The organism is Phenylobacterium sp., from assembly GCF_004299445.1.
GTDB lineage: Bacteria > Pseudomonadota > Alphaproteobacteria > Caulobacterales > Caulobacteraceae > Phenylobacterium.
Genome location: NZ_SCTC01000063.1, coordinates 87,382 through 105,177, shown reverse-complemented (window position 1 = coordinate 105,177; position 17,796 = coordinate 87,382). Strand labels below are relative to the sequence as shown.

General features: G+C 68.8%; 17 protein-coding genes. 8 read left to right on the top strand and 9 right to left on the bottom strand.

The features are described 5' to 3' along the window. Positions 1–20: 20 nt before the first annotated feature. The 3 genes from EPN98_RS17195 to EPN98_RS17185 all read right to left on the bottom strand — a co-directional run bounded on the left by EPN98_RS17195 (position 21) and on the right by EPN98_RS17185 (position 3,753). Complete coding sequence (locus EPN98_RS17195) at positions 21–2,291, bottom strand: TonB-dependent receptor (protein ID WP_293364197.1); 2,271 nt, start codon at positions 2,289–2,291, stop codon at positions 21–23. Positions 2,292–2,524: 233 nt separating this feature from the next. Next, positions 2,525–3,409: a siroheme synthase gene (locus EPN98_RS17190; RefSeq protein ID WP_293364136.1), complete on the bottom strand. Its 885-nt coding sequence runs from the start codon at positions 3,407–3,409 to the stop codon at positions 2,525–2,527. 5 nt (positions 3,410–3,414) lie between these two features. Then, positions 3,415–3,753 (bottom strand): c-type cytochrome, encoded by a 339-nt coding sequence (locus tag EPN98_RS17185; RefSeq protein ID WP_293364135.1) that lies wholly within the window; start codon positions 3,751–3,753, stop codon positions 3,415–3,417. 135 nt (positions 3,754–3,888) lie between these two features. Here EPN98_RS17185 and EPN98_RS17180 point away from each other — a divergent pair, with 135 nt between their 5' ends. The 5 genes from EPN98_RS17180 to EPN98_RS17160 all read left to right on the top strand — a co-directional run bounded on the left by EPN98_RS17180 (position 3,889) and on the right by EPN98_RS17160 (position 8,213). Then, the gene (locus tag EPN98_RS17180) at positions 3,889–4,389 is read left to right on the top strand and encodes a (2Fe-2S)-binding protein (RefSeq protein ID WP_293364134.1); all 501 of its coding nucleotides are present in this window, start codon (positions 3,889–3,891) and stop codon (positions 4,387–4,389) included. Positions 4,390–4,400: 11 nt separating this feature from the next. Then, the gene (locus EPN98_RS17175) at positions 4,401–6,599 is read left to right on the top strand and encodes a xanthine dehydrogenase family protein molybdopterin-binding subunit (protein WP_293364133.1); all 2,199 of its coding nucleotides are present in this window, start codon (positions 4,401–4,403) and stop codon (positions 6,597–6,599) included. 46 nt (positions 6,600–6,645) lie between these two features. Then, complete coding sequence (locus EPN98_RS17170) at positions 6,646–7,560, top strand: acyltransferase (RefSeq protein WP_293364132.1); 915 nt, start codon at positions 6,646–6,648, stop codon at positions 7,558–7,560. A gap of 84 nt (positions 7,561–7,644) precedes the next feature. Continuing rightward, positions 7,645–7,908 carry a hypothetical protein gene (locus EPN98_RS17165; RefSeq protein WP_293364131.1) on the top strand — a complete coding sequence of 88 codons (264 nt, stop codon included), beginning with the start codon at positions 7,645–7,647 and terminating at the stop codon, positions 7,906–7,908. Positions 7,909–7,913: 5 nt separating this feature from the next. Then, positions 7,914–8,213 carry a hypothetical protein gene (locus EPN98_RS17160; protein WP_293364130.1) on the top strand — a complete coding sequence of 100 codons (300 nt, stop codon included), beginning with the start codon at positions 7,914–7,916 and terminating at the stop codon, positions 8,211–8,213. A 33-nt stretch (positions 8,214–8,246) separates the two neighbouring features. Here the strand turns inward: EPN98_RS17160 and EPN98_RS17155 are convergent, their stop codons facing one another. Both EPN98_RS17155 and EPN98_RS17150 read right to left on the bottom strand, forming a co-directional pair. Continuing rightward, positions 8,247–9,635 carry a PepSY domain-containing protein gene (locus EPN98_RS17155; protein WP_293364129.1) on the bottom strand — a complete coding sequence of 463 codons (1,389 nt, stop codon included), beginning with the start codon at positions 9,633–9,635 and terminating at the stop codon, positions 8,247–8,249. 43 nt (positions 9,636–9,678) lie between these two features. Beyond that, positions 9,679–11,649, bottom strand: coding sequence for a TonB-dependent receptor (locus EPN98_RS17150; protein ID WP_293364128.1), 1,971 nt, complete (start codon positions 11,647–11,649; stop codon positions 9,679–9,681). 154 nt (positions 11,650–11,803) lie between these two features. Between EPN98_RS17150 and EPN98_RS17145 the strand changes: the two genes are divergently transcribed. Together EPN98_RS17145 and EPN98_RS17140 are read left to right on the top strand one after the other, a co-directional pair. Next, positions 11,804–13,006, top strand: a complete 1,203-nt coding sequence (locus EPN98_RS17145) for a helix-turn-helix domain-containing protein (RefSeq protein WP_293364127.1) — start codon at positions 11,804–11,806, stop codon at positions 13,004–13,006. A gap of 136 nt (positions 13,007–13,142) precedes the next feature. Continuing rightward, positions 13,143–13,556 (top strand): hypothetical protein, encoded by a 414-nt coding sequence (locus EPN98_RS17140; protein ID WP_293364126.1) that lies wholly within the window; start codon positions 13,143–13,145, stop codon positions 13,554–13,556. A gap of 5 nt (positions 13,557–13,561) precedes the next feature. Here the strand turns inward: EPN98_RS17140 and EPN98_RS17135 are convergent, their stop codons facing one another. Both EPN98_RS17135 and EPN98_RS17130 read right to left on the bottom strand, forming a co-directional pair. Next, a complete protein-coding gene (locus EPN98_RS17135; protein ID WP_293364125.1) occupies positions 13,562–14,677 on the bottom strand; it encodes a serine hydrolase in 1,116 nt (371 codons plus the stop codon). 31 nt (positions 14,678–14,708) lie between these two features. After that, complete coding sequence (locus tag EPN98_RS17130) at positions 14,709–15,683, bottom strand: cation diffusion facilitator family transporter (RefSeq protein ID WP_293364124.1); 975 nt, start codon at positions 15,681–15,683, stop codon at positions 14,709–14,711. A 245-nt stretch (positions 15,684–15,928) separates the two neighbouring features. Here EPN98_RS17130 and EPN98_RS17125 point away from each other — a divergent pair, with 245 nt between their 5' ends. Further along, positions 15,929–17,032: a GTP-binding protein gene (locus EPN98_RS17125; protein WP_293364123.1), complete on the top strand. Its 1,104-nt coding sequence runs from the start codon at positions 15,929–15,931 to the stop codon at positions 17,030–17,032. Here EPN98_RS17125 and EPN98_RS17120 read toward each other — a convergent pair. Together EPN98_RS17120 and EPN98_RS17115 are read right to left on the bottom strand one after the other, a co-directional pair. Beyond that, a complete protein-coding gene (locus EPN98_RS17120) occupies positions 17,029–17,214 on the bottom strand; it encodes a hypothetical protein (RefSeq protein ID WP_293364122.1) in 186 nt (61 codons plus the stop codon). The genes EPN98_RS17125 and EPN98_RS17120 overlap by 4 nt on opposite strands. A 137-nt stretch (positions 17,215–17,351) precedes the next feature. Next, positions 17,352–17,771 (bottom strand): biopolymer transporter ExbD, encoded by a 420-nt coding sequence (locus EPN98_RS17115; protein WP_293364121.1) that lies wholly within the window; start codon positions 17,769–17,771, stop codon positions 17,352–17,354. Positions 17,772–17,796: the final 25 nt, after the last annotated feature.

Genomic DNA, 17,796 nt, shown 5'->3' with positions numbered 1-17,796 from the left:
CAACGCCGCGACGAGACGACCTAGAACTCGGTCGACAGAGTGACCTGCACGGTGCGCCGAGGGCCGGGCCGGAAACTCGCCGGGGTGTTGATCGTGGTCGAGATCGTGCCGAGGTAGTCCTCGTCCAGCAGGTTGTCGACGTTGATCCGCGCCTTGACGTTCTTGAGGTAGCCCCAGTCCACCCCGTCACCCAGATCGAGGTAGGCCGCCAGGATCGTGTAGCCGCCGGTGGTCTCGGTGTTGAGGAAGTTGGTGTAGCGCTTGGAGATCGTGCGCGCCGACAGGTTCAGGATCGCGCCGGGGGTCGGCTCGAAGGTGACGCCGCCCTGGAAGAGCCACTTAGGGAAGTCGGGCACGCGGTTGCCGGTAATCGCGAAGGTGGCGAAATTGTCCTTAAATTCCGAGATGTTGTACGACAGGTTGGTATTGAAATAGACCTTGCCGCCGAGGAACTCCGGCTTCCACTGGCCGCTGAACTCGGCGCCGTGGGCCTCCACCGACCCCACGTTCTGGAAGAAGGTCTCGGTCGTCGTGCTGCCGGGCACCGGCGAGGCGAACGACTGCAGCCGGTTGTCGAACTTGGTGAAGTAGGCCACGAGCGAGGCGTTGAACGTCGGCCGGTTGGTGCGCACGCCCAGTTCGTAGTTCTTCGCCTTCTCGGCGTCCGGTCCGGGCGCCAGGGGACTCGCCGCCGAGAAGATGTCATCGGCGCCGCGCGGCAGGGCCATGTTCTCGGAGTATGACACGAACACCTGGTCGCGGCTGGTCACCGACCACACCGCGCCCACCTGGGGCAGGAACAGGTCCTTCCATTTGTCGGTGATGGTGGGCGTGCGCCGGTTGATGAAGTCCCCGGGGTTCCGATAGCCCGAAATCTCGTAGTCGATGTCGAGACCCTTGAAGCCCACGTCCACCTTCAGCTGGCCGTCCAGCAGGCTGATGGTGTCCTTCAGGAAGATCTGCGTCGTCTTGCGATTGGACGTGTAGTTGCGCTGCAGGTGGACCGGCTCGTTGAGCAGGGGGGCCCCGTCGGGGTTGCCGTTGGCGACGTTGTAGCGCTGCTGGGTGCGGTGATAGTCGTCGTCCTCGTACCAGGCCCCGGCCTGGACGGTGTGGATGGTCCAGCGCCAGACGGCGTTGCCCGTCAGGCCCTTGCGCTTCCCGTCGATGGTGGACAGGCCGTACTGGATGCCGCGCGGCGCGAACAGGCCCGGTACGATCAGGCGCTCGGCATTGTGGCTGGCCAGCGAGGTGGCGTAGGCCTCGGGCGAGACGCCGTAGCCCTTCTTGTCCTCGTAGTAGCCGGTGACCGAGACGTCGACGTTCTCTCCGATCGGGGTCTTCAGGGTCAGCGCGTAGAGGTGGTCCTCCCGGCTGTTTACCGCGAACTTGTAGTACTGGTTGTAGGCCGTGTTCGAATACGGGATCCCGGCCGTCGTGATCGGCAGCGACGTCGCGGTGGCCGGCGTCCCGGCCGCTCCGGGAACCGGCACATAGCCGATGTAGGCGAACTCACGCCCGCTGCGCCCGAAGATGTCGCCGGCCGTCCCGGCGTACTGGGCCTTGGTGATCGAGGGGCTGTCGTAGTCGAAGTACTTGTTGTGGACGGTCTGGAAGGTCAGCGAGCCGCCCGTGCTCCAGCGGTAGCGCGCCTGGCCTTCATAGTGGTCGCGGTCGATGGTGCCCGGCCCGCGCCACAGCTCGCCAGAAACGGTCGAGGCGCTGACGAAGGCCGAGAAGCCGTTGTGCTCGCCCGTATCGATCCGCCCGAAGGCGCGAAGCAGTTCGTCCGAACCGCGGCTATAGCTGACCCGGCCGCCGAAGGTCTCGGCCGGCCCGCGGCTGATGTAGCTGACGATCGGCCCCAGCGAGGCATAGCTGGCCAGCGCGACGTCGCCAGCCCCCGAGGACGCGGTGACCCGCGCCAGGTTCTCGTTGTCGACATAGCGATAGATCGGCGAGCCGCCGAACTGGTCGGACCGGCCCATCGGCACGTCGTCCAGCAGGAAGCCGATCTGCTGGAAGTTGAAGGCGCGCACCGAGACAGAGTTGCCGAACTCGTACATGCCCAGCGCGTCGTTGGCCTGGACGTTGAAGCCCGGCAGGCTCTCCAGCATCTTCAGGCCGGTGATGCCGGCCGGCGCCGAGAGCAGCGCGTCGCTGGTGATCGAGACCGTGGCCGTGGGCTCGTCCGTGCCGATGGCCACCTTCGCCTCCGACACTCGGCTGCCCGTGACGACGAGTTCCTCGACCTCCGGGCCCCTGGCCTGGGCCGCAGCTTCGCCGGCCATCGATCCCAGCAGGACGCCCACCCCTGCCACCGTGGCGAACCAAGTCGTCTTTTGCATCCCCGTACCCTTCTTGCGGCGGCCCTGGGATGCGAGGGGTCAGGAGCGCCGCGGGTTGGCGCAAGCGATGGCGGACCGCCGTCGGCTGCAATTCTCGGGGCGATGACGGATTGCGCAGGTTAGGGCGCCGGCCGCCGGGATACTGACCAGTTACATGATCGGCGATCAGGCGACCGTCAGCCAGCGATCGGCAGGACCACGGTGCTGACGCCGCGGGCGTCGAGGGCGGCCTGCTCCGTGCGCCAGGCCGGGCCGGTGACCAAGCGCGCGACGGTGAGACCCGCCCCGGCGAGTTCGGCCAATTGGTCGACGGTGCGTCCGTCCAGCCGCTCGGCGTCGCGGCGCGCCAGGGCCAGCACGTCGGCGTGAGCGCCCGCGTCGCAGACCAGCACGTCGGCCACCGACAGCGCGCGGGCGGCGCGCAGCGTCAGCAGCTCGGCAGGGCCGCGGGCGTCGATGTACTGAACCGCGCCCAGCAGCAGGGGCGAGTCCGACAACGCCGCGCGAAGGCGGTCCTTCGCGCCCTCCATGTCACCGTGCATGGCGGCCTCGGCGGCGGGGCCCGTGAGCGCGGCCCGGAGGAATCGGCGGCGGGCATGCGCCTCAGGCAGAGCCGCGCGCACCTCGTCCTGCATTGATCGAAACAGGGCCGCCACCCGGCCCGTGCCCTCGGGCACGCGGGCCTCGATATCGTGGCGCAGCATGGTCGCCAGCATGGGCGATGCGCCGCCGGTGCCGATCGCGGCCACCACCTCGCCGCGGTCGATCACGGCGGGTGTGGTGAAGTCGCACAGCACGGGACGGTCGACCACGTTCACGGGCACGTGGGCGGCGCGCGCGGCCTCAGCGGCGGCGGCGGCCCACTGGTCGTCGGGGCCGGCGATGAACGCCAGCGCCATTCCAGCGTATGACCCCGGGTCCAGCGCCGCCGCCCCGGTCAGCCGCACGATCGTGGCCGGCGAACCCACGAACAGGCGCGCCTTGGCCTCGGCCGCCTCGCCCTCGCCCGCGATCACCACCGAACGGCCGGCTAGCGGAAAGAAGGCGGGAAACGAGTCCATCGCGGCTACTTCAGGGTCTTCAGATACTCGATGATGGCCTTGCGGTTGCCGTCCGCCGGCACCGAGATCAGCATCTTCGTGCCGGGTGCGAACGCCGACGGCGCCTTCAGGAAGGCGTCGAGATTGGCGTCGGTCCAGGTCCCACCCTTGTTCTTCAGGCCGGGCGAGTAGGCGAACGCTTTCGCCGCAACCGGGCCGCCGGCCACGCCGCCCAGCGCCGGGCCCATGGGCGAGCCGCCGTGGCACATCTTGCACTGCATGTTGAAAAGCTGCGCTCCGTCCTGAGCCAGGGCGGGGCCCGCCGCGAGGGTGAGGGCGATGGCGGCGGCAGTCGTGCGAAGCATAGTCACTCCTGAAGATCGGCGAAATTCGTAAATACGGTACGCAATAGCCTTCAACACCGCCTTGACCCAACCTCGGACTTACGGCGCTGTCTGAACAACGTTAGGATCGCGGCCAAATCAGTACGGAGACGCCCGATGGCGACCACGGTGGATGTGAACGGACGGCCAGTGAACGTCAACTCGCCGCCCGAGACACCATTGCTATGGGTGTTGCGAGATGAACTGGGGCTGACTGGCACGAAATACGGCTGCGGCGTGGCCCAGTGCGGCGCCTGTACGGTGCTGGTGGACGGCAATGCGATGCGATCCTGCCAGCTGCCGGTTTCCGCGATCGGGGCCGCCAAGATCACCACGATCGAGGGCCTGGGTGGCGCTCACCCCCTTCAGGAAGCATGGGTGAAGCTGGACGTGCCCCAGTGCGGCTACTGCCAGTCGGGACAGATCATGAGCGCTGTGGCCCTGCTGAACGCCACCCCCAAGCCGGACGACGCGGCGATCAGCGCCGCCATGGACGGGAATATCTGCCGCTGTGGCGCGTATCAGCGGATTCGCGCAGCGATCAAGGAAGCGGCAGCGGCGCCTGCCCAGGCGGCGCCCGCCGCCCCGGCCGCCACGCCTGCGACGCCGTCGGTCTGAGGAGCCCCAGCATGAACAAGCCTCTGAAGACCATCACCGCCGCCGCTTCTCGGCGCGAAGTCCTCGTCGTGGGCGCCACGCTGGCCGGCTCCAGCCTGCTGGTCGGCTGCTCGCTTCCCGAAGTGCTCTCGGCCGGCTCCAAGGTGGAGCCCGGCGCGTTTGGACCGTTCCTGAAGTTCGCCAAGGACGGCACGGTCACCGTCGTCTCCAAGCACATCGAGTTCGGCCAGGGGAACCACGCCGGCCTGGCGGCCATCGCCGCCGAGGAGTTGGACGCCGACTGGACCACGGTCAAAGTCGAGCAGGCTCCGGCCAACGCCAAGCTGTACGGCAACCGCCTGATGGGCGGGACACAAGGCACCGGCGGCTCATCGGCCGTTTCCAACTCGTGGATGCAGCTGCGCACGGCCGGCGCCGCGGCGCGTGCGATGTTCGTGAGCGCGGCGGCCGCCAAGTGGGGCGTGCCGGCGGGCGAGATCACCGTGCTGAACGGCGTGCTCAGCCACGCCTCGGGCAAGCAGGCCGGCTTCGGCGAGCTGATCGACGAGGCGGCCAAGGTGGCGCCGCCGGCCGAACCCAAGCTGAAGGACCCCAAGACCTTCACCCTGATCGGCCAGGACCGGGTGCGCCGCAAGGACAGCCAGGCCAAGAGCAACGGAACGGCGAAGTACACCCAGGACGTCCAGCTGCCCGACATGCTGATCGCCATGGTGGCCCACCCGCCGAAGTTCGGCGCGACCGTGAAGTCCTTCGATGCGACGGAGGCCAAGAAGGTCCCGGGCGTGACTGACGTCTTCAAGATCCCGAGCGGCGTGGCCGTGGTCGCCAACTCCACCTACGCCGCCAAGCTGGGGCGTGACGCGCTGAAGGTGGAATGGGACGACGCCAAGGCCGAGAAGCGCGGCTCGGCCCAGATCCTGGCGGAGTTCAAGGACTACGCCTCGGGCAAGAAGGCCGCGCCCGAGAAGGTGAAATGGGGCGGCTTCGACTCCAAGGGCCCGGCGGCACAGGCGGCCGCGGGCGCGAACGCGCTCGAGGTCGCCTACGACTTCCCCTATCTGGCGCACGCCACCATGGAGCCGATGAACTGCGTGGCGATGGTCGGCAAGGGTCCGCCCAAGCTGATCTTCGGCTCGCAGACGCCGACGCTGGACCAGATGAATACGGCCCGCGTCGCCCTGGCGCTGCCCGGCTCGGTGGAAATCGAGACCCTGTTCGCGGGCGGCTCGTTCGGTCGCCGCTCCAACTTCCAGTCCGACTACGTGGTCGAGTGCGTCCAGATCGCCAAGAAGGTGGGCAAGGGACGGCCCGTGAAACTGGTCTGGACCCGCGAGGACGATCAGCGCGCCGGCTACTTCCGGCCCCTGACGCACCACGCGGTGCGCGTGACCACCGACAAGGACGGCTTCCCGGCCACGTGGCGCCATCGGATCGTCACCCAGTCGATCCTGAAGGGGGCGCCTCCCGGCGCACCCGGCGGCAAGGGGGTCGACTTCACGGCGGTCGAGGGCGTGATGGGCTCGCCCTACCTGAAGGCGACGCCGGTGGTGGACGCCCAGTTGCTGACGCCCGACGTGGGCGTTCCGGTGCTGTGGTGGCGCTCGGTGGGCGCGACCCACACGGCCTATGTGATGGAGCACACCATCGATCAGCTGGCGAAGCGCGCGGCCAAGGACCCGGTGGAGTATCGTCGTGCGCTGTACACGAAGGCCGGCGCCAACCGTCACCTGGCGGTGCTGAACCTGGCCGCCGAAAAGGCCGGCTGGTCCACGCCGGCGCCCGCCGGCTGGACCCGCGGCGTGGCCGTCCACGAGAGCTTCGGCTCGGTGGTGGCCCAGGTGGCCGAGGTCAAGGTCGAGAACGGGGTTCCGAAGGTGGGCCGCGTTGTCACCGCCATCGACTGCGGCACGGCCATCTCGCCCAATCAGATCGCGGCGCAGATGGAGGGCGGCACCTGCTACGGCCTGTCGGCGGCGCTGTTCGGGAACGTCACCCTCACCGGCGGCGTGGTCGATCAGGCCAACTTCGACACTTACCGCGTGCTGCGCAACTCGGAAGCCCCGACGGTCGAGACCTATATCGTGCCATCGACCAACAAGCCTTCGGGCGTCGGCGAGCCGGGGACCCCGGTGATCGGGCCGGCCGTGGCGAACGCGCTCCTTGCGATCACCGGCCAGCCGACGCTGAGCCAGCCGTTCGTGAAGGCGTAGAGCCCTTCCCTTCCCGCTTGGCGGGAAGGGAGGTACGACCCACCGCATGAACTTCGACGTCATGCGGCTGATCGCGGCGCTGCTGGTGGTGGTGAGCCACACGTTTCCGCTCGCTGGCCAGCCCGCCTTCACGATCCGCGGTGTCGAGGACCTGGGGGCGCTGGGCGTCTCGGTGTTCTTCGTGATCAGCGGCTATCTGGTGGCGGCGAGCTACGTCCGCGACCCGAAGTCGTATCTGCTGAAGCGCGTGCTGCGGATCGAGCCCGGGCTGATCGCCTCGCTGGTGGTGACGGTCGTCCTGTTGTCGTTCGTCACCACCGCGCCGCAGGCCGAGTACTGGCGCGAGGGTGCGCTGTACATCGTGCGCAACGCCCTGCTCTACCCCGCCACCTACGAGTTGCCCGGCGTGTTCGAAGGCCTTGCGATGGCCGGAGTGGTCAACGGCGTGCTCTGGACCCTGCGGCTGGAATTCACTTTCTACCTGGTGCTGTGGGCCATCCGGGCTCGGCAATCGCTGGTGCTGACGCTGCTGGGCGCCTGCGCGGCCGTATTCGTGGTGATGACGTTCACCCACCCCAACTGGGCCGACGACCGGGTGACGCGCATCATCTTCCTGGCGGCCCGCAACGGCATGCTGTTCTTCGCGGGCGCGGCGGTGCAGCTGCTGGGATGGCGGATCCCGGTGTGGCTGGGCGCGGGATCGGTCGTGGCGTTCCCTTTCCTCGGGCCCCTCGCGCTACCGACCGCGGTGCTGGGCCTGGCGCGGCCCGGCAAGCTGCCGGCCGACCTCAGCTACGGGATATACATCTACGCCTTCCCGTTGCAGCAACTGCTGGCGGCCTACGGTCAGCTGAATGTCGCAACGGCCGTTCTGGCCGTCGTGCCATTTGCCGTAATGAGCTGGTTCCTCATCGAGCGTCCTGCGCTTAAGCTGAAGCCCGGATCTCGACCCGCCTGGTGACCCTCCGGTGATTTGTGATCGCGTTCCCGTGAACCAATCACGCTTTCGTGCGCTCTCGCATGGCACTTCATTCTGGAGAGACCTATGCGCACCATGATCGCCGTTGTCGCCGCCCTCGGCGCCCTTAGCCTGGCCGCTTGCGAAAGCCCCGCCGACAAGACCGCCGAAAAGCAGGCCGACGCCGTCGAAGCGACGGGCGAAGCCAAGGCCGACGCCCTGGAGAGCCAGGCTGCGGCCACCTCGAACGAGGCCGCCGAGACCCAACTGAACAAGCAGGCCGATGCGGTCGAGAACGCCGCCGACGCCAAGGCTGACGCCATCGAGCAGCAAGCAGGCAAGAAGGACTGACCCCTATGCGTCTTCTGATCACCGCCGTGTCCGCCATCGGGCTTCTCAGCCTGGGCGCGTGCAGCAAGCAGGAAGAGGCCGCCAAGTCCGCGGGTGACGCGGTCGAGGCCCAGGCCAACGCCACCGCCGCCCAGATGCAGGCGGCCGCCGACGCGGCGAAGGCCGCCGCCGAGGCGGGTTCGGATGCTGCACAGACCGCCGCGGCGGAGACCGCCGAACAGCTCGAGGCCAAGGCCGAGGCTGTAAAGGAGGCTGGTGAGAAGAAGGCCGACGAGGTCGAGAAGAAGATGGAAGAGAAGCACTAGCGGCTACTGTTCCGACTGGAGGAGGCCCCGGGCTCAGCCGAGCTTCGGGGCCTTCTTCGTGAGTCGGGTCAGGTCGGCGCGGGCCCTGCGCCAGCCCAGCCACACGCCGGTCGCGACGCCGGTGCTGGTCAGGACCAGCAGCAACGTCACGACGGCCGCCCAGCCGCCGCCGCGGTCGAAGCCTCGTATGAAGTCCATGCGGTGCGGCGCCTCGAACAGCCAGCGGAAGCCGCGCCTCGCGGCGTCGGCGCGCTCGAGGAGACGACCTGACGTCGGATCGAGATAGAACAGCACCCCATCCGTCATCTCCACGCGCCAGGCCGGCAGCGCGACCGGCTCGTGGTGGCCGAAGTAGTACGCGTCTTCCTCCGTGATCAGGCCCTGCCGGGCGACGGCGCCCAGCCGCCGCGTCGCCTCGGCCAGCTCACGTGGACCCAGCGGCGCCGGCCTCGCCGCCGCGTCGAGACGCCGGCCGTCGGCCATCAGGTACAGACGCCCCCCCAGCGGGGCGACAGTGATCCGCCGCGAGGCCACGCCCTGCGCCTTCGCCGCCTCGACAGCCTGCCGCACGTCGCCGAACGAAACGAACCCGGTCATCTGCTCCGGCCGCTCGTCGGGCGCGCTTTCCAGGAAGCCCCACGGATTCATCGAGACCAGGCCGCTGGCCACCCAGGTCAGGGTCAGCACGCCCGCCGCCAGGCCCGTCAGGTGATGCCAGGCCATCCAGCCGCGGAACGGCGTGAGCCGCGCGTCGCGCCATGGCCGCCAGGCGACGACGCCCAGGTAGAGCCCGGTGACCGTCAGGAAGACGCCGACGATCGACGTCCAGATCACCACCTGCGTCCAGAGCCTCGTGTCGGCGCGAAGCCCCTCGAAGTATAGCCAGTGCGGGATCGGCCCCAGCCAGTTCAGCACCTTCTCGCGCGCGGTCACCACCTGGCTCACCGCGCCCGTATGGGCCGAGACGTAGACGTCGGTGCGGGCTGGGTCGTCGAACTGGAAGAGATAGAAGGGCCGACGTTTGTTGAAGTACCCCGTGACCGTCCACTGGTCGCGCTCCACCGCTTCCGGCGCGCCCGGACGTCCCGCGATCCCGTGCGCTCGGGCGTAGGTCGCCGCCGCCATAGCGGCCTCGGCCGACGAGATCCGGTGGATCGCCTGCCCGGTCGCCAGGTCGATCACCCCGCCGTCGAAGCGCAGCACCGGTCGCCCGGCCAGGTCCTCGACCGTGGCGTGATCCACCTGCTGAACGTCCTGGGTCTCGCCGAACCGGCAGCACTGCGCCCAGGCGATCGGCGCCAGGCCCTGCGCCCGCTCCTCGTCGGACACCTCGGGCCAGTGGACGAAGAGCATCACGACGCCGCTCGCGAACCACAGCAGCATCAGCAGGCCCATGACGACGCCCACGTAGCGATGGGTCACCACCAGCCACTTTGGCGCCCACGGTTTGCGGACGGAGTTTACGTCAGAAGGAATAGGCGTAGCTCATGTGCAGGGTCCGGGGCACGCCTCGGAACCGATAGAGGAACCGCTGGGTCGACAGGTCGACCAGCGCCGAGTTCACCCGCGTGGCGTAGTCCTCGTCCAGGGCGTTCTCGAGACGCGCCGTAAGGCGGTGCTTGCGCCTGTCGCCGTCGATGTAGACGTGGGCGGCCAGGTCGACGACGGCGTAGTCGCCGTAGTTCTGGCGGCCGAAGGCGGTCACCTGCTGGTAGACGTCGCCGGTCCACAACACGGTCGCCGAGGCGCCGAACGGACGATCCGCAGGTTCGTAGACCAGGGCGGCCTTGGCCTGGGACTCGGGAATACGGTCGAACTGGCGGCCCGCCCCTTCGGCGCGGGTGCGGGTATGGGCGAAGGAGCCAGTGGCGCTGAGCGCCTGGGTGAGCCGCGCCGTGGCCTGGACCTCGAAGCCGCGGCTCTTCACCTCGCCCGGCGTGTTGACGTAGAGACCCTCCGGGAAGCCCGGGCGGGCCGCGCCTTCGGCGATCAGATTGTCGATCTTCCGCGCGAAGCCCGTCACCTGCCAGGTGAAGCGGTCGGTCTGGCCACCGACCGAGACGTTGCCGTTCAGGCTCTCCTCTGGTTTCAGGTCGGGGTTGCCGGCGGCGCAGCAGGGGTCGATCCCGAACAGCTGCTCCGCGCTGGGCAGGATGAACGACGTGCCCAGCATGCCCTCGACGTAGACGTCCGGCGTGACGTCCCAGCGGCCCGAGAGGTTCCAGATCGCCTTCTCGCTCTCGTCGGTCTTGTTGTAGCGGACGCCGGCGGCGAAGTGGGCGTTCCGGATCAGGTCGTCGTTGGTTCGCACCTGGGCGACGAGGGCGTGAACCTTCTCGGTCTGCTGGGCGATCAGCAGAACGTCGTCGCGGCCGTTGAAGTTCTGGTAGTCGTAGCCCAGCTGGTACTCGAACCCGCGGTGCAGGTTCAGCCTGGCCAGCACCGAGACGCCGTAGTCCTCATAGCCCCAGAAGGTCAGGTCATCGATGATGACACCGGGACCCGCGATGTTGGACGGCACGTTGTTGACCGTCGAATAGACGCTGTCCCAGTCGTGATAGTAGCCCTTCACCGACAGCTGCAGCTGGTCGCTGGCGGTCCAGTCCAGGCTGAGGCTGCCGATCTCCTCGTCGCGGTCGTTGAACGACAGGCGGGTGAGGCGCGGGCCGGGATAGTCCAGGTGGGCGTCGGTGTGCTGGTAGTAGAGGTTCAGCGCCAGATCTTCCGACAGGTCGAGGCCCAGCTTGCCGCCGAAGCTGACCACGTCGTAGCCGCGCTTCCGGGCGGTGGCGCTGGGCTGGAAGACGTCGAACGTGCGGTAGCCCTCGGCCTCGTCCTTCGACACCCAGGCCACGAACCGCGCCGGTCCGGCGGGGCCGCGGACCAGCAGGTCGGCGTGGACGCCCTGGTTGGTGTGGCCGCCCAGGGTGAACGTGCCGCCCAGTTCGTCGGCGTAGGGCCTGGTCACCACGTTGATCGCGCCGGCCACGGCCTGGGTCCCGTAGAACAGGCTCTGACCGCCCTTCAGAACCTCGATGCGCTCGACCATGCTGGCCGGCAGCGTGTCGGCCGGGCTTGTGGACGTATAGAGGCGGTTGTTGATCCGCACGCCGTCAACCAGCCACAGCACGTCGCCCGTGCGCGCGCCCTGGACGGAAATGTCGACATAGCTGAACGGCCCGTTCCGCGGCGAGACGAAGACGCCGGGCGTCTGCATCTGAAGGGCCTGGGACACATCGACGTAGACATTGTCGCGCAGGACGGTCGGGGTGATGACCGCCAGGTCGCTGCCGTAGCGGGCCAGATCCTGGGGCAGGGTCTCGTCCAGCCGGGCGCCGCGCACCACCAGTTCGTCCACTTCAGCGTCGGCCGCCGCGGCGCCGGTCGCCAGCGCCGAGGCCGCACACGCCGCCAGCAGCGCGGCCACACTGTTCATCCGCATCGCCATGTCCCCCGAACTCGAAGTGCGCGCGGTCTTCGCGCCGCGTCGGACCGGGCGTTAAGGCGCGTGCATGTGGCGCGCCCGTACTTTACGGTTTCCAGGACCGTTACAGGGGGTTACAGCCACCCTCAGGCGTCGAAAGTCGGGTATGTACGAGGAACAGGCAACGGCCCTGGCTAAACAGGTCGCGCGCGTCCGCGCCGCGGGCGTGCTGGGTCGCAGCCACGGGCTGGCGCGACTGTTCGACTACCTGGCCGATCCGGCGCACGCTGGCCGCACCCTGCGCGAGACCGAGGTGGCCCAGGACGTGTTCGGCCGCGAGGTCGACCTTGCGGGCGACGCCTCGGTGCGCGTCTACGTCCATCGCCTCCGCAGGAAGCTGGAGGCGTTCTACGCGGGCCCGGGGGCCGGCCAGCCCCACCGGCTGGTGATCCCCGTGGGCGAGTACCGGCTCGACGTCATTCCGGTCGAGGCTGCGGCCATCGACGCGCCGGGCATCGTGCGGCGGCCGAGATGGAGCCTGCCGCTCGTCGCCGGCCTGGGCGTGATTCTGGCGGCCAATGTGGGCGCCTGGGCCTGGTTCGCCCGCGACTCGGGCCCGGGGCACGAGCTGGCGCAGGTGGCAGCCTCGCCGTTGTGGGCCGGCCTGGGGCGCGAGCGGCCGATCGTGGTGGTGGTGGGCGACTACTACATCTTCGGCGACACGGAGCACGGCGAGGGGCCCAAGCGGATGATCCGGGCCTTCGAGATCAACTCCCCCGCCGATCTCGACGCGTGGCTGATGGACAATCCAGAGTTCCAGGGCCGCTACATCGACCTCGACACCTACTACACCCCAGTCGGCGCCACTCTGGCCCTGCGCGAGATCATGCCGTTGGTCCGCCAGGCCGCCGGCGGGAAGGATCGCGTGCAGGTGGTCACCGCCTCGCACCTGACGCCGGATCTGCTGAAGACCTCGGACATCGTCTATGTGGGCTATCTGTCGGCGCTGCGGGTTCTGCAGGAGCCGGTGTTCGCCCGCTCGCGCTTCACCATCGGCTCGACCTACGACGAACTGATCGATCGCAAGACGGGCGCCTCCTACGTCTCGGGCGCCGGCAAGGCGCAGGGCGACCGCCCCAACCGCGACTATGGCTACCTGGCCAGCTTCAAGGGCCCGGCCGGCAACCGGTTCGTCATCATCGCCGGCAATCGCGACATCGGCGTCATGCAGACCGCCGAGATCGCCGCCGACCGCGCGGCGATCGACGCTCTGAAGCTGAAGGCCGGCGGGCCACTGGAGGCGCTCTACGAGGTCGATGGCGTGGGCCGCACGGCGCTGGGCGCCAAGGCGGTTGTTGAGGTCCATTGACCGCAAGGCTGCGCTCTCGCATCGGGGCCTATTGATCTTGAGCCCGCACGGCAAAGGCTGTCATTTTCGGTTCAGGCGCCGCGCGGCATAGAGCGGGCCCTCATCCGTGAACCGTTCCCGAGCGTATTCCCGAGCTATGCGTCACTCCCTCCTCTTCGCGGCCACGTTGTCGCTTGCTCTCGCCGCCGGCGCGGCCACCGCCGCCGAGCCCGCCCGCCAGGGCGGCGTCGCGGCCGCCTTCGGCAACACGGTGAAAGCCCTCTACCCGGACGGCCGCTACCAGTGGCTCTGGTTCAACGCCGACGGCTCGTGGGAGGCGTTCGGCCGCCGGGGCAAGTGGTCGTCCGGCAAATGGGCCCAGAAGGGCGCGGGCCAGGTCTGCCTGAAGCAGTCCAAGCCGATCCCCATCCCGCTGAATTATTGCACGGCCTTCCCGGCGAGCGGCGGCGTGGGCGCGGTCTGGACGTCGAAGTCCATGGAAGGCGAGCCGATCAAGGTCACCGTGGTGAAGGGCATCCAGCGGCCGACGCCGGCGGCGGCGGCGCGGTAGTGTTGCTAGTCCGCGACGGTCGTGCCGGTCTCGCGCATCCACTGCTCCACGACCGCCCGTGACACCGACTGCATGAAGGCCAGGCGGGCGGTCACCGAATGGCGCGTGCGGGGCAGCATGACCGCCACGGCATAGGTGCGGCCGTCGGGCGCCGTCAGCAGGCCCACGTCGTTGATGCCCAGCGAAGCGCCCTGGAAGTCCTGGCCGGTGCCGGTCTTGTGCGCGATCGACCAGCCCGCCGGCAGGCCGCCCTTCAATCGACGGGGCCCCGTCCGCGCCGCCGTCATCAGGGCCGTGATCCGCAGGGTGGACTCCTCCGACAGCAGGGCTCCGCGCGACAGGGCCGCCAACGCCGCAGTGATCGCAGCGGGCGAGGCGCCGTCCAGCGGCGCAGCCACATAAGCGTCGGCGGCCGCCTCGCGGGTCGCCATCGGCAGCGCCTCGCGAGCATTCTGGAAGTTGCGGCCGAAGCCATACTCGTGGCGCCAGGAGAGCCCCGCCGTCTGGGCCTGCAGGTCGCGTTCGTAGGCGCCCACCTTCACATTGGTCAGGCCCATGTCGTCGAGCGCGGCGCGAACCCCCTCGGGGCCGCCCAGTTCGCGCATCAGCCGGTCGTTGGCGGCGTTGTCGCTCTCGACCAGCGCACGGCGCAGCAGATCGGACATCGGCGTCACGTAGCTGCCCTGCCGGTACTCGGCGACGACGGGCTGGAAGAAGACCGAGCGATCGGCGTCATCCATCGTCAGCCACGCGTTGAGATCGAGCCGGCCCTCGTCCACCGCCCGCATCAGCGCGATGGCGACCCACAGCTTCGAGACACTCTGCTGCGGATAGAGCCGATCCTGGCCGACGCCGGCGGTCCATCCGGACGTGACGTCGGTGACCGCGATGCCTACATCCTCGCCATAGCCCGCCGCCAGCACGTCGAGCCGCGACTGCAGGGCGGTGGGCGCTTCGGGCGCCTTGTCCTGGAAGATCGCGAGACGGGTCGCCGTGAGCTGCGCGGTGGCGGCCTGGCGGGTCGCCCGGTCGGCCGAGACCAGGCCTCCGGCGAGGGCTGCGACAGCCGTCAGGACGCCGAAGACCAGGACCCGCTTGCGGGGCAGATGTCGTCGTCGCAACCGGGTCATCTGTCACAAACGCTTCGCGACCTTAACCGTGCCCGTGGCCGCAGTGCTCGTCGTGGCCGCGGGACTCGCCCCTGACCTCGACGGTCACATGGCTGAGCCCCGCCAGTCCAGCCAGCCGCGCGCGGTATGTCGCCACAGGCATGGGATGGGCCGCCGCGATGACCGCGATGACGGCGTGGTGCCCCGGACCCAGGCGCCAGAGGTGGAGATCGATCACCCGCTCGCCCTCGTCCGACAGACGGCGACGCACCTCGGCTGTGAGCTCGGGGGACGGATTGATGTCGAGCAGCGCCGCGCCCGCGCGCCTCAGCAGCGTCCAGGCGAACTGCGCGACGAGGAGCGCGGCGAGCAGGCCTGCGAGCGGATCGGCGAAGCCCAGGCCCAGGAACTCGCCCGCCGCGATGGCGGCGAGCGCCAGCACCGACACGGCGGCGTCGGCGGTGAGGTGCAGGTGGGCGGCCGAGAGGTTCAGGTCCCCCTGTGGATCGTAGCGCTCGGCCGCGACCGTGGTGGGCTTCAGCAGCCACATGCAGACCAGCGTCACCACCAGGCCACCCGCCGCGATCGGCAGCGCGCTGTCGTAGTGCACTTCCCCCGGCCGGATCAGGCGGTTGACGCTCTCCACCGCGATCAGGACGGCGGTGACCGCGAGGACCACGGCGTTGGCGAAGCCCGCCAGGTAGCCGACCTTGCCGGTCCCGAAGCTGAAGGCCGGGTTGCCGGCGTGCCGCCGCGCCAGGGCATAGGCGGCGGCGGCCACCACCAGCGCCACCACGTGAGCGGCCATGTGCAGGCCGCTGGCCATCAGGGCCATGGAGCGCGTGGCGAGCCCGCCCGCGACCAGCGCCACGAGGGTGGCCACACAGATCGCGGTGACGATCCAGGTGCGCCGCTCGTTCCGCCGGTGGTCCGCGCCCAGGTAGACGCGGTCGGCCCGGAAGGCGTCGAGCGCATCGGCCTGGTCCAGCCGGTCGGGAGCGGAGGTGGTCGAGGTCAAGCGCGGTCTCGTGGGGTCCGGAGCGGAAAAGTGTTATGTTGTAACATGTGAAGCCGGTCAAGGCGCGGTCGCCTCGGCGGGTGGATACGATTTGGCGCCGGCTCGATCCAGCCGGCGCGTTCGTGCGAGAGGCCGTCGCGTCCACCCTGAACGGAAAGCCCGTGAGGGTCGAGGCCGACGCGCGTGCGACCGACCCCCCGAAAGGAAGGTTCTCAATGCGCGCTCAGCGCACTACATGTCCGCCCATGAGCGAGACCATCACCAAGACGCCCGTCACCGTGCTCACCGGCTATCTCGGCGCCGGCAAGACGACCCTGCTGAACCGCATCCTCTCGGAGGACCACGGCAAGAAGTACGCCGTGATCGTCAACGAGTTCGGGGAAGTGGGCATCGACAACGACCTGATCGTCGGCGCCGACGAAGAGGTCTTCGAGATGAACAACGGCTGCGTCTGCTGCACGGTGCGCGGCGACCTGATCCGGGTGCTCGCCGGCCTGATGAAGCGCAAGGGCAGGTTCGACGGCATCATCGTCGAGACGACCGGCCTGGCCGACCCGGCCCCGGTGGCGCAGACGTTCTTCGTCGACGATGACGTGCGCGCACGCACCGAGCTGGACAGCGTCGTCACCGTGGTCGACGCCCTGCACCTGCCGCTGCGCCTGAAGGACAGCCGGGAGGCCGCCGAGCAGATCGCGTTCGCCGACCAGATCATCCTCAACAAGACCGACCTGGTCACCGAGGCCGAGCTGGCCGAAGTGGAGAAGGCGATCCGCACACTCAACCCGATGGCCCCGATCCGCCGGGCCGAGCGCTCGAACGTGCCGCTGGATGTCGTCCTGGGCCGCCATGCCTTCGATCTGGCCCGCGTGACCGAGCTGCAGCCCGACTTCCTGAACCCGGCCCACGGCGAGGCCGGTCATGTCCACGACGAGCACTGCGATCATCACGACCATGATCACCACGGACACGATCACGGCCACGTGCATGACGAGCACTGCGGCCACGACCACCATCATGATCACGCCCACATCCACGATCACGTGGCCGAGAGCGGCATCACCTCGATCTCGTTGACCTCGGACAAGCCGATCGACGGCAACCGCGTCACCGCCTGGCTCAACAACGTGCTGCAGACCCAGGGTGTCGACATCCTGCGCGCCAAGGGAATCCTGGACGTGAAGGGCGAGGAGCGCCGCCTGGTGTTCCAGGCCGTGCACATGATCCTGGAGGGCGACTTCCAGCAGCCCTGGACGTCGAAGGACAACCGCTATTCGCGCTTGGTCTTCATTGGCCGCAATCTCAACGAGGACGCGCTGAGGGCCGGCTTCGAGAGCTGTATCGCGGCTTAGGCCGCGATGGGCCGGCCGACTAGCTGACGCAGGCGGTTCGTGGCGACCACCTCAGGGCGCAGCATGCCGCACCATTCGACGGTTCGTCCGCCGCGCCATTCCAGCGTGAGTTGCTTGCCTTCCGTCCGGAAGCGACCGCGGTGGATCTGAGGACCCACCGAAACCTCGACGACTTGCCACATCTTCGTTCGCGCCTTCGCGCTCTCTTATCGAGGTCATTCTGACCCCACCTGAGCTCGCAGGCATAAACGAACGCGGTTACATGCCGATTAATGATGAACAGGCGGCTCACCACGCGGGGCCGCCTGTCCTCAGGGGTTCAGAGCGCCTCGCCGACCAGCCCGACATTGCCGTACCCGGCGCGGCGCAAGGTGTTCATCAGGTTCATGAGCGCGCCATAGCGGACGCCTTCGTCGGCGCGCAGGTAGATGCGCTGCTTACGGTCGTCGCGGCCCAGCGCGGCCGCGGCGGCGGCAGGAAGTCCTTCGAGGGTCGTCGCGCGGTCGCCCACATAGACCCGCCCGTCCAGGGTGAGGCTGACGATCACCGGCTGGGACGGCGCGGGGCTCGCGACGGCGTCGGGCAGATCGACGTTCACCGACACTGTAGAGACCGGCAGGGCGACCATGAAGATGATCAGCAGCACCAGCATGACGTCGACGAAGGGCGTCACGTTGATCTCGGCGTTCTGGCGGATGTTCCAGGCGGTGTTGGAATGGGCGGAAAGGGACGCGGCCATGTGCGGCTCCTGTGAGTTACACATG